We start from the raw sequence: 17,308 nt of genomic DNA on the forward strand, positions 1-17,308 counted from the left end.
AGGTTTTTTTTATAAATTGGAAAAATGAATATTAAATTGCGGGACCTCGGTATTAAACCGGGGTCTTGTTGATTATGCAGATGTTGTAAGGTAACTTTTGCCACAGATGGACAGAATTAAGTTTATACCGTTTTTGAGTTTATTATTTCTCCTGATAGGGTGTGCCGGGGGAAGGCAGTTTGAATGGATAAAACTGAAGGCTTATGATAGTGCTAAGGTAAAGACAGGTCAGCAAAGTGGTAAGGGACCCAACACAGTAGATATTCTGGTACAGTTAAAAGAAAAAAACACGGGGATTTTGTATTATGCTGCGAGTGATGATTTTTTTGAAGCTCATCAGGTGAAAATTAATAATAATTTAAACACCACAAGCAGGAATAATAATACAAAGAAAGCTTATAAAAAGAGCGATTATATATATAATGATGAGGATATAGAGGAAAACCAGTTGAACAGAGGGCTTATCAGGTTACAGCCCAAAAGGTCGGAGGTTATAGATAATCAAAAACTAAAAAAGAAACAGGGGCAGGACGATGACAACCATTTCTTGTTGTACGAGAGCAACCGTGAGTTTTTTCTGATAGGATTCGCCTTATTTGTATTAATTCTAGGTGGATTCTTGCTTATCAATAGGAAAATGAATAAGAAATTACCCAATTCATAAAAACACAAAAGGAGGTTATTTACCTCCTTTTGTGTTACTGTCAAAAATTTCTTTTAGCTTTTCTTCTAAAGCGAGACCTCTCAGATTTTTAGCAATGATGACACCATCTTTATCCAAAAGGAAGTTTTTGGGGATAGCATCAATACCATAAGTAGAGGCTATTTGTTTAGATGTATCCATAAGTTGTGCCCATAGTAATCCGTCGGTTTTTATCGCATTTTTCCACGCAGAGGCATCCTGATCGATAGAAACTCCTAGAATGGTGAAACCTTTATCTTTATATTTTTCGTATGCGTTTACTAAATGAGGGTTTTCCTGTCGGCAAGGATTGCACCAAGAAGCCCAAAAATCTAGCAGAACATACTGTCCTTTGTAGGAAGATAGTTTTACCGATATCCCTTCGGGAGTTTTTTCTTCAAAATCAGTAGCGTTTACGCCAATTCCGGTTACTCTTCCTAAGGAAATTTTCTCTTCCACCATTTTGGCAAATAAAGACTTTTTAAGGTTTGCGTCCAGTGCATTGTAAAGCGACTCAATTTCTTTTACATTCATGTCATCGCTTGTAAGCTCGTTATTTAAATAATATAGGCTTATGAAGGATTTAGGATTCTGGGCAATAAACTCCTTAATGGTCTTTTGTCTTTCTTCGATTAAGTTTTGGTACCTGTCCTGAAAGTCCATTAATACATTTTGGTCCGATTTTTTATTGTCGGATAATTTAGAAAAATCTATATTAAGCTGCTCTAATTTATTGTTGGAAAATTTTAATAACTCGTCAAATTTAAGGTTGTCTTCTAAAACTTTTACACCAGAAGCTACAGAAGTATTGATAGAATCTTTTGCAGTGATATTTATCTGGCCAGGTTCTACAAAGAATTTAAATACATCTTTTGGCGTTTCCTGATTTAAAGACTTTCCGTTATGGCTAAGAATAAGGACGGCAATTGTAGGAGATTCTAATTGTGTGCTGAATGTGAATTTGCCATTTGTTACAGTTGCCGAATCTAATTTCTCAGCCCTGTCTGCCAAATGAACAAAGTAGATTTTCTTGTTTTCGTTTTTGTTAGATATTTGCCCCGTAATAGTGAGGTTCTGCTGGGCAAAAGTAGAAAACGGAAGTAAGGATAGTATATAAAATAGTTTTTTCATCTTAATAAATTAATGTAGTTTCTGATAAGTTCTCCACCATAAATCGGGCATTTCGCCGCTTACTGCAATTTGATAATCTTCGTATAAGCAAGGTATAAAATGAAAACGTTCATTTTTGGAACCTGCAGAGGGGTAAGGAACCTGCATCCACCATCTGTCTGTTTTCTTGCTTTTTATAAAAACGAGTTCATGCTCGTTTTCTTGTAATGTAGTTTTATATATTACGTAATCTGTTTTGGGTTGCATAGGGAAATCGCTTTTACGGTTATAAAAGCCATCCAGAAAACACCATATCATTTGGGCCAATAACATAGCCGTTTGTCCATTTTTGTCACAGGCAGGATTAAATTCGTAGAAACCAATAGAGTTTAGTTTATCCGAATAACCTGCATAACGACAAATTTGACAGGCTTCCTCTCCATAAAATCCGTTGGGCCGTGTTTGCATGTGCGCCATAGCATCGGACGCTCTAATGCTTCCCATATCAAAACTAATCATAGATGCATTTCGTATACTTGGCTCTGCCAGATATACAGCTCCGCTTATTTCTCCGAGTCGTTGTGTGTCAAAAAAAAGCTTTTCCATAACCCGTAAGCTGTCCTGGCTAACATAATATGTCTGATAACCCAGATTACTAAAGTTAAACAGGTAATTGGGTTGATGTAAAAATATCTTGTTAAGGTAGGATTCAGAATCGGTTTCATTAGATTGTTCGTCATGTATCTCGTTCATATCAAAATGCGAGTCAATAACTAAAAGATCAACTTTTTGTTCAAGCTGTTCATACGCCATGTATTGGCCGTAGGTTAAATCCTGACTTCCCCCAATAATTATAGGGAGGATATTTATTTTAATCAGTTCCGCAACAATATGTTTTATAGCAGCATAAGTATCAGAAAGCTGATGTCCGGGAAGAATATTCCCTAAATCTGCAATTTTTGATTTGAAACTTCCTTCGTGTAAAAGGTATAATTGTTCCCTGATATAATCAGGTCCCAGAGCACAACCATTGTTGTTGCAACTTCCTCTATCATCGGTAACCCCAAAAATAACCACGTTGAAATCACCGGATGAGAGATCGGGGAATCGTTGCTCGTACACCTCTATTTTTGACCCTAATTGGCTGTTAAAATAGCCGTTTTTGGGAGTGATTTTTTCTTTATTTACAGGAGAAAAGAAATCTGCTAAAGACATAGTAATGTTTAGAATTTTACCAAATATCTGATTTTTATCTAAACTTAAGGAACGAATACCTGAAAGTGTTGCTATGAAATTTTAAGTATTTACGTTACTTTGCCATTAAATTAACAATAGTTATGATTTTAATTACCGGTGCTACAGGTTTTTTAGGTGCGGAGTTAACTTTTCAGCTTATCAAAAAGGGGGAAAGGGTGAGGTGTACCAAAAGAATAAATTCTGAAATTCCATCCATCCTGCTTCCACTTGAAGATAAAATAGAATGGGTAAATGCAGATGTACTGGATCTTTCGGATCTTGAGAGTGCTTTTTCTGAGGTTAAAAAGGTTTATCATTGTGCTGCAAAAGTGTCTTTTGATAAAAAAGATGAAAAGCTAATGAATGCTGTCAATGTTGAAGGAACAGCTAATATTGTGAATTTATGTTTGGATTTTGGAGCAAAGTTGGTTCATGTAAGTTCCATCGCAGCAATAGGTAATCCGAAAGCAAATGAACCTGTTACGGAAAAAAACTTTTGGGATGCTTATGATAAAAATGGCAGGTACGCTATCTCTAAATATAGAAGCGAAATGGAAGTTTGGCGGGGAATTGAAGAAGGGTTGAATGCTGTTATTGTTAATCCATCGGTTATCATAGGAGAGAATGTGGGAACCAATGGAAGTGGACAGATATTTAGTTTGATAGCCAAAGGTTTGAGATATTATACAGCAGGTAATATAGGTTTGGTTGATGTGAAAGATGTGGCTGCAAATATGATCGAATTGATGGCAAGTAATATTAGCGGTGAACGATTTATACTGAATGCCGAGAATTACACCTATGAGAAATTCTTTAAAGAAATAGCTGCCGCGTATGGTATTACAGATAGTTTTAAGTCTATTGCGAAGTGGAAATTAAAGCTGGCGGTTAAAGCCAGTGTTTTTGCTAATATGCTGGTAGGTAATATAAACGGTTTGACTAAAGAGGTTGTTTCTGCCGCTTTTAATCAAACCAGGTATACTAATGATAAAATTAAAACAGCATTACAAGTACAGTTTATACCAGTATCTGAAAGCATTAAGTGTACAGTACAAGAAATTTTCTAGATTGAAAGTTTTTTGTGCTGGATTCTTTTAATTGATGAGGTAATCTATTTAATGCATCATAATAGGAAACCTATTTATTTGGGTTTCGTAAAAACCAAAAACAGGTTTTCTTGTTATACCTCCAATACTTATTTGAAAATATAAAATTAAAAATATGAAATTATTTACAACGTTAGTTACTGCAGTAGCAATTTGCTTAAGCTCATCTTTGAACTCCGATGCTTGTACCAGAGTAGTATATAAAGGTCCGCAAGGACATTATATTACTGCCCGTTCTATGGATTGGAAAGATGAAATAGCCGCTAATATTTGGGTTTTTCCTAAAGGAATGAAAAGAAACGGAGAAGTTGGCCCTCAATCGCAAACCTGGACTTCTAAATACGGTAGTGTAGTTAGTACAGCCTGGGATATTGCTACAGTAGACGGTATTAACGAGAAAGGCATGGTAGCCAATGTACTTTGGTTAGTAGAGTCAGAATATCCTAAATTTGATCCAAAAGGTTCTAAAAAAGGTATTACCATAGCAGCATGGGCACAATATGCTCTGGATAATTTTGCTACGGTAAAAGAGGCCGTAAATGAATTGAAAAATGAATCATTTGCAGTAGTGAGTGATTACGTTCCGGGAACTCAAAAGTTCACTACTTTACACCTTTCTTTGTCTGATGCTACAGGTGATAACGCTATTTTCGAATACATCAATGGTAAATTGGTTATCCACCACGATCCATCTTATGCAATAATGACCAATTCTCCCGTATTTGAGCAACAATTGGCTTTGAATAAATATTGGGAAGGAATTCCAGGAACAATTATGTTGCCCGGTACTAACAGAGCTGCGGACAGATTTGTGAGAGCTTCTTACTATATCCAGGCTATTCCTAAAACAACAGACGAGCGTGTGGCTGTAGCAAGTGTATTTAGTGTAATTAGAAATTGTTCTGTTCCTTTTGGAATTTCATCTCCAACAGAACCTAATATTTCATCAACTCGTTGGAGATCTGTTTCAGATCAAAAAAACCTTGTTTATTACTTCGAGACAGCATTAACTCCTAATACATTTTGGGTAGACCTTAAAGGATTCGATTTAAGTGCAAAAGGGAAAGTAATGAAGTTGGATTTGTCAAATAATGCAACCTTTAGTGGTAAAACCAATCAGCATTTTAAAGTAACTGCACCATTCCAGTTTTTGGGAATATAAGGTGAGCTAGCATTTTAGATTATAACAAAAGGTCGTTCGGTTTAAAGGACGGCCTTTTGTGTTTTTAATGGTTTATATATTTCAAAATCATTTAATTCTAAATTCTTCCAATTTATTAAATCATTTTATGCAACTTTGGGCTTAAAAATTTTTTTAGGTTTTGAATCAGTACTTTATTATAGATTTTGATAGCACCTTTACACAGGTAGAGGCGTTAGATGAATTAGCAAGGATTTCTTTAAAAGATCATCCCAGGAGAGAAGCAATTTACAAAGAGATAGAAGACCTTACCAATTTGGCAATGGAAGGGAAATTGTCTTTCTCTGAAAGTTTAGAAGGGCGTGTAAAACTTCTTCAGGCAAATAAATCGCATTTGAAAGAGTTGGTGAAACATTTGAAAACAAAAGTTTCTTCATCGTTTTCCAGAAACAAAAAATTCTTTAAAGATCATTCTGAAGAAGTGTTAATTGTTTCGGGCGGTTTTAAAGAATTTATTACACCGGTAGTTACTCCCTACGGAATAAAAAAAGAAAATATTTATGCCAATACTTTCGTTTTTGACGAAAAGGGTAATATTGTCGGTTACGATAAAAACAATCCGCTCTCTGAAGAAGGTGGAAAGGTGAAGCTTTTACAAAACCATCTTAAACTGGAAGGAGATATATTTGGTATAGGAGACGGATACTCAGATTTTCAGCTGAAAGAATCAGGTTTGATTAAGAAGTTTTTTGCCTATACAGAAAATATAGAAAGGAAAACCGTAGCTGAAAAAGCAGATTATGTTACACCAAGTTTTGATGAATTTCTTTATGTAAATCAATTGCCAAGAGCAATATCATATCCCAAAAACAGGATATTATGCTTATTGGTGGGGGATGTTCCTCAAAAAAGTGTAGATTATCTAAAAGCAGACGGATTTTCTATTCGTCATAAAGATACTTTTGAAGAAAAGTATATCAAAGATGTAGGAATGTTGCTTTTGGCAGATGGCGAAAGCTTGTCTGACGAGACATTACGTAAAGCGGTAAAACTAAAAACCATAGGTTATTTTGGGAAAGTAGACGGAAGGGTTAATTTCGATATCTGTGACGAAATGGGAATTGTGGTTTTTGAAAGTGCAAAATCAGCAACATCAAACAAGAAAATAATTGCAAAAAGGGTTGCAGATTTTATAAATACAGGAACCACCTATAAAAGTGCAAACTTTCCTAATTTGCAGTTGCCAAAAATAGACGGGTCGCATAGGTTAATTCATATCCATAAAAATGTGCCGGGTGTAATGTCAGAAATTACAAAAGTACTGGCTAAGCACAAAATTAACATAGTGAGTCAGTTTTTGATGACCACGCCACATATAGGCTACGTAATTACAGATATTAATACCCAATATGATAAAGCGGTAATCAAAGAATTAAAGAAAATAGAAAATACCATAAAATTTAGGATTCTCTATTAATTTAAATAACTTAGAAAAGGCATTATGTATCTACATAATGCCTTTTTATTTTTAATAAACCTACTACATGAACCAGGAACAGCAAGAAACATTACCCTTATTGTCTGCCGAAGAGCAAAGAGTACTAGGGTGTCTGATTGAAAAAAGCAGAACAACACCTGATTACTATCCAATGACATTAAATTCATTAACGCTGGCTTGTAATCAAAAATCATCCAGAAAGCCTATTGTAAGTTATGATGAAGAAACGGTTATAATAACACTGGATTCGTTAAAGAAAAAGCGTTTGGTTTCTACAGTAACCGGTGGAGGAAGCAGAGTAGTAAAATACAAACACAATTTAGCAATACAGTTTCCTTTGGTTCCGTCAGATCTGGCAATAGTTTGTTTACTTTTATTAAGAGGTCCACAAACCCCAGGGGAAATTAATACCAATTCTGGCAGATTGTATGAATTTGAATCTATAGAAGATGTGATTCAAAATCTGGAAAAACTGGCCGAAGGAGAAATAACGTATGTTAAACAGCTACCCAAAAGACCAGGACAAAAAGAAGCCAGATATGCTCACCTGTTAGGAGGGGATATAGAATTTGATGAAAGCGACTTTTTGCCGGAAGAACCTGCCAGAAAAAATGTAGGAGAGCTAGAACAACGATTAGCTACTGTAGAACAAGAATTGGCAGAGCTAAAAGAAGCTTTTAATAAGCTGATGAAAGAATTGATGGGATAAAATTTAACCATGGACTGGATCCTGTTCTTGAACGCTTTTACCATTGTAAATAAACTTGTTTTATTTTCATTATTTTGGTTTAAGAAGAATAATTCTGCTTCCAATAGGTTTCTTTCTGTACTTATTCTGTTTTCTGCAATTCCTGTTTTAAGTAATTATATTATTTATACAGGAGGTGTGAAAAACTTTCCTCATCTGATTTTTATCTATCAGATATTTGGAAATATGGTAGGACCTGTTTTTTATTTCTATTGTATGGAAATGATAGGCAGGCCTTTTGTTTTTAACAAAAACAAGTTATTACATTTAATACCTGCAGTTTTTCCAGTTATTTTTTGGATAGACTTTTTACTTCTTTCAGAACCTGAAAAGCACAGCTTTGTAATTCATTATCTAGATCCGGATTTCCTGAATTGGAGGATGCTGGTAGCTTCTGTTACACCTCCATTATTTGCATTACCGTATTTTATATATACCAGCCAAATCGTTTTTAAGTATGTTGCATCGGTAAAAGAGGTGTATACCAATGTAGAAAAGCTTAAAATAAACTATATAAAACAGTTTGTAGGGCTCATGCTTGCAGAATTATTTACTCTGTTTGTTTGTTATATTGTTTTTCCGATAGAAGATGTGGAAATGATTTGGTTGCCTATTCTTAATAATATTTATTATTTCTATATAATTTATAAAGCCTATAATTACGCCTTAATATTTTCTGAAGAGGATTACAGGAAATATCAACAGCTGTACCAGCCATTAAACGATTTTGTTAGAGCTGAAAAAAAAGATAAATATGCATCTTCAGGATTATCTCAAGAAAAAATAGCAATGTATGCTGTAATCTTACAAAAAGGTTTTAACGAGGAGAAATGGTATCTAGATCCCGAACTTAATTTGAAAACGGTATCTGTGAAAGCAGAAATCCCTATTCATTATATTTCACAGATTATTAACCAGAAATTTGAGAAGAACTTTTTCGATTATGTAAACTCTTATCGGGTGGAAGAGCTGAAATTAAAATTAGCAGACCTGTCACAAAACAAATTTACAATAGAAGGTTTGGCTTATATGAGTGGTTTTAATTCCAAAGCAGCGTTTCAAAGAGTATTTAAAAAGAACATAGGTATGTCACCTAGAGAATATCGTAAAACCTGTATGGATAATTAATTGAACTGTTTTAAAAAAAAGGATTCATTTTATAAAATGAGTCCTTTTTTTAAACTACTCATACTATTTTTATAGGTAATATAGATCCTGTTTAATAATTACTTACTTGCCGATAGGTTAGGCATCTTTGGGATAGAACAGTTTGTATTTTTAGTTTTTAATTTTGACTTTAGATTTTATATAGTTACACGTATTAATCGATTTTAGACCATTTTCTTTGTTATTGTACTTAAGAAAAGTGCTTTATTGTGTAAATTAAGTTCTTATGAAGCTTGACCTATTTAATACTGAGACGGAAAAAGTCTGGAAAAGTATTTCGGGAAATGCACCAAACGATCTGTTGCAGTTGGAAATTGAACTGTATAAGAAGCTGCTTATCTATTTTCAGATAGGGGAAAGCTGTTATTTTATTTTTAATTTTCAGAATTTGTGTTTTGACTATGTAAGTGAAGATGTGGAAACTTTACTTGGATACAGGACGGACGAAGTAACCTCTACATTTTTGTTGGAAAATATACATGCTGAAGATAGAGGATGGTTTTTAGCCTGCCAGGATCATGCAACACAATTTTCGACTACTTTGCCTTTGGATAAAAAGATGAAGTACAAAGTGCAGTACGATTTAAGGTTAAGGAAAAGAAATGGGAAATATGCAAAGTTAATGCTTCAGTCTGTTGTGGTCCACGTAGATAATGATGGTGGAATTATCAGGACTTTGGTGGTTTTAACTGATATATCACATATTAAAAAATATGGTAGCCCAAGTATTTCTTATATAGGAATGGATAAGGAACCGTCTTATATGGAAGTAGATGTTAAACATCCTTATCTGGATGATCAATATCTTTTTCCCCGTAAGAAGGCGAAACATCTAAAAAACAAAGAATGGAAAAAATACGGAACATCGTCATTATCGCAAGCTAAAATAGATGAATACAGTACCCGAATAGAGAATGGATTTAAAGAGGAACAGTGGTTTTTAGATGCTGAGTTAAGTCTCAAAGTACTTTCAGAAAAAAGTAATATTCCTATGCATTATATTTCGCAGGTTATTAATCAGCGATTTGGTAAAAACTTCCCGAATTATGTAAATCTATATCGTGTAGAAACGTTGAAGCAAAAGCTGGTAGATCCGGCACAATACCATATTACAATAGAAGGTCTCGCCTATATGAGCGGCTTCAATTCAAAAGCGTCTTTTCAGCGCATGTTCAAAAGGCATACAGGTATGTCACCAAAAGAATATCGCAATAAATCCAAATAAAATACTACTTAAGTGTAATTGAAAAAGAAGAAGTGTCTCTTTTTATTTGTTGTGTTGACTACAAAGCGCATAAAGTAGGCAGAGAAATTAATTCTTTGCAAACTTAGTGCTCCTGGTGGTTCTAAGAAATATTAACAAGTAAAAAGGTGAAAACTCTGGTTGTCGTGTTTTTAATATTTGTTATTCCTTTATGTAACGTAGGAAAACATCAGGAACAGGATAAAATACCATAATAACATTCATGGGGTGTCATTATAAAATTACACCCCGTTAGAATTCTTGCCACTGTTTCCGGTTGTTATCAAAGTTCTGTATATGGAAATAGTGAAAGGAGTATGAAAATTAAGTCTCACTTTGTAAAGTGGGACTTTTAAGAAGCCGTGTAACTCTATTTTTGAACGAGAATCTTTACATATCATATAAGCCAAAAAACAAACATTAAATGTAGAACAACATGAAAACTAAACTATTAATCCGTATTAGTGCAATGCTTATTGTTTTTGCAGTATGTATGCAATTTGCAAAAGCACAAATTTATGCAAGCAGTCAGGCCGAACCATTTCAGTTTCCTAATGGAGCAAACGAATGGTCAGATCCTGTATCTTTTACGCTTAGTTCAAAAAAGTTTAAAGATAAAGGACTGGAGCCTGTGCCATTACAGTTTAGGATAATCGTAAAGAAAAAGCTATTGCTAGCCTGCCATTTCACGGTAGAGGTAAAAAATCTGTCGGATAAACAAGGTATTGCTTTCGAAGCACGTAACGATTACACCACTGTAGACAATAAATATGTTTATCACAAGGTAAAACTTAAACCAGGAGCCACGCAAACTTTTAATATTCTTTACGCAGACTTGAAATGTAAGATAAGAGATAAGGAAGATTGTACCACCTGCGGTTGGAACTTTACTTATGTTGAAGTGAAACCTTATTAACTAAGTGCTTTTTATCTATTATCATCCATAAATATGAGGAAAATAATACTGATTATGATGCTCTGTAATTTTGTAGCTATAACATCTTACGTAAAGGCTCAGGATGAAAAACACGAGCGCAGACTGACATTTGGAGAATGGGCAGCATTTTATAGTAATGGCTCTACTCAATATAATAACGGAAGTTCGTCTTCGTCCGGTCATACTGTTGGGTTGATAGCTTATTGGAATGTGCCTTATGAAAGTTTTGAAGATAAAGATTTTGTGCTGGGATGGAATGCAAATTTTGCCGGCGGCTGGAATCTGACCAAATCCCGAGCGGGAAGATATGATCTGGATATAGGCCTTTGGTCGAGTAAACTTATCAAAAAGGATATCGAAGTAGGAGCGCAATACTCTTTTTTAGGGATATACTGCTATCAGGATATGGCTTTCTTTGGAAGCAGTGTACAGGCTGCAGTACGCATTACCGATTTTCAGGTTACTTATAGCAGAGAAGGAGAAGGTGTTTTCATTGGTTGGGCTAGTCCCAAAAGCAAAGATATATATGCGAATTCTGTTGGAGTAAAATATTTCTTTGGCAAAAATCTGTTTTTAGGTGGCAGATTTACCAAATACCCATTTAATAAAGAATATGCAGTTGTTGCCGGATTGACCGGATTTTAATTCTAACACTAAAAAATAAAATTATGAAAAAGATATTATATGGCATTTTAGTTGGAACCATGTTACTAACATCATGCAAAAAAGGCAGTAATCATAAAGAAGAACCTTATACCTGTACTACATGTACGCAAACTCCGGAAGGAAAAGCAGCTAACGACAATAGTAGTAAAGGTATTTATAAAGGTGTGATTATAGGCTCTAGTGGTACCATAAAATTTGATATTGCAAATACCAGCAGTAATTCAATTACCGCTACTATGGTTATAGATGGTACTACGGTAACATTGACGACAACGACAGCGTGGAATGCGGGACAACTGTATGTAGCACCATTTAAAGGTACTTTAAACGGACAGGAGGTAACTATTACCTTTTCTGTTGGAGCAAGTGGTTCGGGAGCTACCATTACGTCGGCAACTATTCCTGGACATGCCAATGCCATATTCAGTATAGCAAAAGAAACTTCAACAGCTTTGGTTAGATGTTTTGAAGGAACTTATGAAACTTCTGATAATAAAAAAGGAACTTTTAATATCATCGTTTCGACTTTGTTAAAAGGATGGACTGGAAAAGCAAGAGAGAACGGCTCGCAAACAGCAACAAATATATCAGGAACCTATGTGAATAATGTATTAATAGATGCATCAGGAGCCACTATAGCTCCGATAGATGGTGATGAATTTTCCGGTTCTTTTAAAGATGCAAGTAATACTACTGTTACAGTTAAAGGGAAGAGAACATTATAAGATCCGATGAACTAAAATTAGAGCAATTATGAAAAAGATACTATACTGCATGTTTGTCTGTACAATCTTACTGACATCATGTAAAAAAGATAGCAATAACGAAAAGAACGAAGATACTGGGATATTTACGCCACCGACAGAAAATTATTGGCGTATAGATGATGGGAAACCTGCACAAATGGGGGCCGTGTCACTAAATGGAGATGGTTTTTATGCCATGGCTTCGGGGTTTGATAATCCTTTTAATAACGGAATATGTCAATTGTCAGTTGCGCTGTTTGGTACAAAAGATAATGGAATTCCATCAAGTCCTTTGGAGGGCATTCCGGAAGGAGGATATAAAGAATATCCGATAACTGTTAATCCTTCTACCCGAGCCGGTGTTACGACTAGCACTCCTGATTCTGTTTATGTAGGAATAAATGGGTATACTCCGTATAATACTGTTTATCATGCTACAAGTGGGAAATTGTACGTTTCAAAACACAGTGGAAAATTGCGCTTTACCAGCAAAGGAGAATTACCTGTAAAAGGAAGGAAAACGACAGAAAGTACATACAGTTTCAATTCGAAAATAGATTTTTCCATAGAGATGAATTAACAGGCAGATAGGCAATACAATGAATTTCAAACTGCAAATATTTCGGATATTGAAGGAGATTTAATTGCATGAATTTTTTAACGTACGGACAAATTAGGAGAATTAGCTTATTTGGAATTGATTTAATGTGAAAAAATGCTTGTTTGTGCATTTTTTAATCTGTTAAATATTGTATTTTTGTAGCTATATTCTTGGATAATAGGCCCATGTTAGAGATGCTTGAAATTAAGACTACGAGAACACAGAACTCTCGTTTATCCTCTGTGGATTTTGAAAATTTATCATTCGGAAAATATTTTTCTGACCACATGCTGGTCGCTGATTATGCCGATGGTAAATGGCAAAGCTGTGAAATTGTCCCTTATGGCAATTTCAGTTTAGATCCTGCTACATCTGTTCTTCATTACGGACAGGCGATTTTTGAAGGGATTAAAGCTTATAAATTTGCAGATGGAACGGTCAGCATCTTCAGACCAGATAAAAACTGGGAAAGATTTAATAAATCTGCTTCAAGGTTAGAAATGCCAGAAGTTCCTCAGGAGATATTTATGGATGGGCTAAAGCAGCTATTGGATTTAGACAGAGATTGGGTGCCGTCTGCAGATGGAACATCGCTTTATATCAGACCGTTTATGTTTGCAACAGAAGTGGCCCTGGGGGTACATCCATCAATATCATATAAATTTGTGGTTATTACTGGTCCTGTTGGAGCATATTACAGCAAACCGTTGAAATTAAAGGTAGAAACACATTATACCAGAGCTGCGGATGGTGGTGTAGGTTTTTCTAAAAATGCAGGAAACTACGCATTATCTTTATATCCAACCAAAATTGCTAATGATGAAGGTTTTGACCAGTTAATGTGGACGGATGCTAAAGAGCATAAGTATATTGAAGAAGCAGGAACTGCAAATCTGGTTTTTAGAATTGGTGATACTATTATAACTCCACACGGTGATACTATTTTGCATGGCGTTACCAGAAGAACCATTATTGAGTTGGCAGAGCATTTTGGCTATAAAGCAGAACAAAGAAAGGTTTCTGTACAGGAGTTAATTGAAGGTATAGAAAAAGGAATAGTATTAGAAGCTTTTGCTGCAGGTACAGCCGCTACAATTACTCCAATTTCTACCATTGGTTACGAAGGTAAGCTTTATGAATTGCCGGGAGCTGAAGGTAGATCGTTTTCGGATAAAGTGCTAAAATACCTGAATGATTTAAGATACGGAAGAATAGCCGACGAGTTTGGCTGGAACTTTATAGTATAAATAAAGAGTTAAAAAAGGAAAGCCGGATTTTTTAAATCCGGCTTTCCTTTTTTATATCATTTTCTATTTCTTTTTAGGAGCCTCGTCCAATGCTTTGTTTACCAGAGCCTCAAATTTGTTATATAATTCTTTTTTATGAACAGAAGGGTAAACCTGTGTCATTAAAATAGCGATAGCTTTTCTTTCCGGGTCTATCCAGAATGTGGTGCCAAACATTCCGCTCCAACTTAACTTGCCCACTTTAGCCCCGTTTTTAGCTCCTTCCTCAGTTGTTATTTCTAAACCTAAACCAAAATGGTTTGGCTTATTCTCCACTTTAAGCTCTCCGGTATGATTACTGCTCATTAAATCCACTGTTTCAGGTTTCAGGATAGTTTTACCACCGTAGCTTCCTTTGTTTAAAATCATCTGAAGAAATTTAGCATAATCATCTATATTAGAAATCAATCCGGAACCGCCAGACAGATAGGTTTGGGCGCCACTGGTAGCATAATCTATAGCATAACCGTTTTGTATAGCTGGTGTTCTGATCAATCTCCCTTCTTTAGTTTCGCTATATAATGTGGATAATCTAGATTTTTGTTGTGCAGGGAGAAAGAAAAAAGTACTTTTCATCTCAAGCGGATCAAATATCTTTTTCTGTAAAATGGAGTCCAGAGGTTTATTTTCAACAACTTCTATCACTCTTCCTAAAACATCGGTGTTTAAACCATAGAAAAACTCAGAATCAGGCTGTACAGCTAAAGGCAAAGTTCCTAATTTTTGTATAACTGAGTCTAGTTTTAGTTTATAGGTGACCGTAATGTCGGGAATGCCGTTTTTTTTGTAAATAGCACCTAGTTTTTTATTGCTGAAACCGTAGCCAATTCCAGAGGTATGTGTTAATAAGTTCTTTATTGTAATTTCTTTATTTGCAGGAACCGTAGTATAAGTTGTGTCGGCTTTATTGAATGTTTCCAATACTTGCATATTCTGAAATTGTGGGATATACTTAGAAACCGGGTCATCAAGTTTGAGCTTTCCTTCTTCAATAAGTTGCATAGCAGCAACAGAAACAATGGGTTTTGTCATAGAAGCGATTCTGAAAAGATCTGTAGGACGTATTAATAATTTGTTGTCCCTATCTCTGAATCCTAAACCTTTATAATAAACAACCTGTTCGTTCTTTGCTATTAATGCTGTAGTCCCGGCAATCCAATTGTTTATTAGGGCAGATCCCAATAAGCTATCAATGCTATAAAGATTATCTTCATTGATACCTAGTTTTTTGAGATTGGTGGCCGCTTCTAGTTTATGAGTAGGCTTTGGGCTGCATGCACCTAATGCAAAAACTGATAAGGAGATGTAAAGGGCATATTTTAAGTTTATTTTTGTCATAAAACTAATTTTTATCTTCTTGTTCTTTTCTTAATTGTCTTTTAAGTCTTCGTTCTTCTCTTTGCTTCATTAATTCCTTGAATGCTTGAGAGGCCTCTTTTATTTGGGCTTCTTTTTGTTTTGTGATACCAATGGTTTCTTTAAATCCCAAAAATAACACTTTCCACATGAGGTTAAAGAAAGAGCCTTCTCTTGGTCTTTCATAATACGGATGAGTTACTCTCACTGCTTCACCTTTTAAAGGATTGGAGTCTTTTAATACCAAATTATTTGCTAAAAAGGATAATAAAGCCATTCTTTTGAAGTTTTCGTTTTCAGAATCTTTTTTCATCAGGCCAATGCGCATATCTTCGTAGAGAATTTTAACGGTTCCGCCGGCACCCTTAAGATTTCCCTTAACTGAAAAATCCAGTTCATTTAGTTTTCCCGAACCAAATGTTACTTTAGCCAATGGTTTAGATAACGAATTAACCGCTTGCAGTTCCATATTTTTTAAACTACCGCTATAACTAAATCCTCCGTCTGAGGCTAGCATGTCAAATCTTATATTTACATTTAATAAGCCCTTTCCTAAAAACAAACTATGCAAATTAGCATCAATGAATTTTGTTTTTTGTAGTAAGGCCGAATCATTGGTGACGTTTAAAATTTTTCCCTGTAAATTATTAAAGAAAACAGTACCATTACTATTGGTTTTAGGGTTGTATTCTGTGTAAGCAACATTTATTTTTTTAATATCAATAGTGTCCGTGTTTATAGTCCAGTTTATTCGTTTCAAAGCCAAATGAGGGAAATTTATCCCCTTATCAATTGTTTTTTTTGGTTTTGACCGATTTAAAAATACAGATAGGTTACCATCAATCAATTGCAGTTTTCTTGCATTTACATTTCTATAATCTATTAACTGAGAGATATCAATTTCTTCAAGCTTAATGGTGTCCATTTTAAGGCTATACCTTTCATGTTGCCTTTCAAAAAGATTAGAAAAGGCCATTTCTTTATATCTGGGAGTAAGCTGGACCCCGTTTACTATCAGTTTTTTCTGTCTGGTAGATCCTGTTAAATGTTTAATTTGTATGTCATATAAAGAATCTACCGTCGTATACTCAAAATCATTGAGCTGTACATTAATGTCTTTAGAATGGAAAATACGTGTAGTATCAAACTGAGAAATAGAATCTATCAATATATCATTTGCATGTATGCTTACCCTATTTATTTTAGTGATTTCGGGTTGTTTTAAAGAATTGTCTATATAAACAAATGCAATTTCATTCAGGAATAAATTCTCCAGTTTAGCAGATTGCAAAGTATTCTTGATCTTTTCGTATGTTGTTCTGGTGTCAATACTTTTGTCTGTTTTGTTTTTTAGTCGGTTGTAGGTAAGAGTTAGTTCAGGTTCAATTATTTTTATACTGTTTATGTCCAGTCGTCTGTGAAGGTAAACTTTAAAAGGTTTAATATTTTTGATATGGAGTTGTTTTATTTTTAGGTGAAAGATATGTTCTGGTGCTTGTCCGGTAGCCACCATTTTTTGATAGGTGATAGAATCGGTTTTGATTTCTATATTCTTGAATGAAACACTTCCCGTAAATAAGTTCATTTTAATGTCTGAAAAATCGACATGATACAAGCTATCAGAAACATCAATAACCGTGTTTTTGATAGTTTCTTTAAGGATTGGCTTCCATTTTACCCCAATAAAGATGATTATGGCTGATAGCGTAATAAACAGGGAAGTAATCACAATAAAGACTACCCTGATAGGTTTCTTCTTAAACGGGGCAATTTTTTTTATCATCA

Annotated in this window: 16 protein-coding genes; 12 read left to right on the plus strand and 4 right to left on the minus strand. The window is 34.7% G+C overall.

Annotation, left to right across the window (positions count from 1 at the left end; translation table 11 throughout):
• Positions 1-106: 106 nt before the first annotated feature.
• Complete coding sequence (locus ACFSAH_RS05505) at positions 107-664, plus strand: hypothetical protein (protein WP_379661706.1); 558 nt, start codon at positions 107-109, stop codon at positions 662-664.
• A gap of 15 nt (positions 665-679) precedes the next feature.
• Here ACFSAH_RS05505 and ACFSAH_RS05510 read toward each other — a convergent pair whose 3' ends face one another.
• On the minus strand, positions 680-1,813 hold the full coding sequence (locus ACFSAH_RS05510; RefSeq protein ID WP_379661707.1) for a redoxin domain-containing protein: 1,134 nt from the start codon (positions 1,811-1,813) through the stop codon (positions 680-682).
• 9 nt (positions 1,814-1,822) lie between these two features.
• Complete coding sequence (locus tag ACFSAH_RS05515) at positions 1,823-3,007, minus strand: formimidoylglutamase (RefSeq protein WP_379661708.1); 1,185 nt, start codon at positions 3,005-3,007, stop codon at positions 1,823-1,825.
• Between the two features lie 122 nt (positions 3,008-3,129).
• Between ACFSAH_RS05515 and ACFSAH_RS05520 the strand changes: the two genes are divergently transcribed.
• From ACFSAH_RS05520 to ACFSAH_RS05570, 11 genes are all read left to right on the plus strand, one after another.
• On the plus strand, positions 3,130-4,095 hold the full coding sequence (locus ACFSAH_RS05520; RefSeq protein WP_379661709.1) for an NAD-dependent epimerase/dehydratase family protein: 966 nt from the start codon (positions 3,130-3,132) through the stop codon (positions 4,093-4,095).
• 154 nt (positions 4,096-4,249) lie between these two features.
• The gene (locus ACFSAH_RS05525; RefSeq protein WP_379661710.1) at positions 4,250-5,296 is read left to right on the plus strand and encodes a linear amide C-N hydrolase; all 1,047 of its coding nucleotides are present in this window, start codon (positions 4,250-4,252) and stop codon (positions 5,294-5,296) included.
• A 160-nt stretch (positions 5,297-5,456) separates the two neighbouring features.
• Positions 5,457-6,752 (plus strand): HAD-IB family phosphatase, encoded by a 1,296-nt coding sequence (locus ACFSAH_RS05530; RefSeq protein WP_379661711.1) that lies wholly within the window; start codon positions 5,457-5,459, stop codon positions 6,750-6,752.
• Positions 6,753-6,819: 67 nt separating this feature from the next.
• Entirely contained in the window at positions 6,820-7,482 is a 663-nt protein-coding gene (locus ACFSAH_RS05535; RefSeq protein ID WP_379661712.1) for a YceH family protein, read from the plus strand.
• Between the two features lie 9 nt (positions 7,483-7,491).
• Positions 7,492-8,649 (plus strand): helix-turn-helix domain-containing protein, encoded by a 1,158-nt coding sequence (locus ACFSAH_RS05540; protein ID WP_379661713.1) that lies wholly within the window; start codon positions 7,492-7,494, stop codon positions 8,647-8,649.
• A 265-nt stretch (positions 8,650-8,914) separates the two neighbouring features.
• On the plus strand, positions 8,915-9,913 hold the full coding sequence (locus tag ACFSAH_RS05545; protein WP_379661714.1) for a helix-turn-helix domain-containing protein: 999 nt from the start codon (positions 8,915-8,917) through the stop codon (positions 9,911-9,913).
• A gap of 454 nt (positions 9,914-10,367) precedes the next feature.
• Positions 10,368-10,847: a hypothetical protein gene (locus ACFSAH_RS05550; protein ID WP_379661715.1), complete on the plus strand. Its 480-nt coding sequence runs from the start codon at positions 10,368-10,370 to the stop codon at positions 10,845-10,847.
• Positions 10,848-10,880: 33 nt separating this feature from the next.
• The gene (locus tag ACFSAH_RS05555; RefSeq protein WP_379661716.1) at positions 10,881-11,513 is read left to right on the plus strand and encodes a hypothetical protein; all 633 of its coding nucleotides are present in this window, start codon (positions 10,881-10,883) and stop codon (positions 11,511-11,513) included.
• Between the two features lie 23 nt (positions 11,514-11,536).
• On the plus strand, positions 11,537-12,259 hold the full coding sequence (locus tag ACFSAH_RS05560) for a hypothetical protein (RefSeq protein ID WP_379661717.1): 723 nt from the start codon (positions 11,537-11,539) through the stop codon (positions 12,257-12,259).
• A 28-nt stretch (positions 12,260-12,287) separates the two neighbouring features.
• Positions 12,288-12,860: a hypothetical protein gene (locus ACFSAH_RS05565; protein ID WP_379661718.1), complete on the plus strand. Its 573-nt coding sequence runs from the start codon at positions 12,288-12,290 to the stop codon at positions 12,858-12,860.
• Positions 12,861-13,066: 206 nt separating this feature from the next.
• Entirely contained in the window at positions 13,067-14,128 is a 1,062-nt protein-coding gene (locus ACFSAH_RS05570; protein ID WP_379661719.1) for a branched-chain amino acid aminotransferase, read from the plus strand.
• A 63-nt stretch (positions 14,129-14,191) separates the two neighbouring features.
• On the opposite strand, the gene ACFSAH_RS05575 is transcribed toward ACFSAH_RS05570, so the two are convergent.
• Positions 14,192-15,505: a serine hydrolase domain-containing protein gene (locus tag ACFSAH_RS05575; RefSeq protein WP_379661720.1), complete on the minus strand. Its 1,314-nt coding sequence runs from the start codon at positions 15,503-15,505 to the stop codon at positions 14,192-14,194.
• A 4-nt stretch (positions 15,506-15,509) separates the two neighbouring features.
• Entirely contained in the window at positions 15,510-17,306 is a 1,797-nt protein-coding gene (locus ACFSAH_RS05580; RefSeq protein WP_379661721.1) for a hypothetical protein, read from the minus strand.
• Positions 17,307-17,308 lie beyond the last annotated feature (2 nt).

The organism is Pseudopedobacter beijingensis (assembly GCF_042678145.1).
In the GTDB taxonomy this organism is placed as follows: domain Bacteria; phylum Bacteroidota; class Bacteroidia; order Sphingobacteriales; family Sphingobacteriaceae; genus Pseudopedobacter; species Pseudopedobacter beijingensis.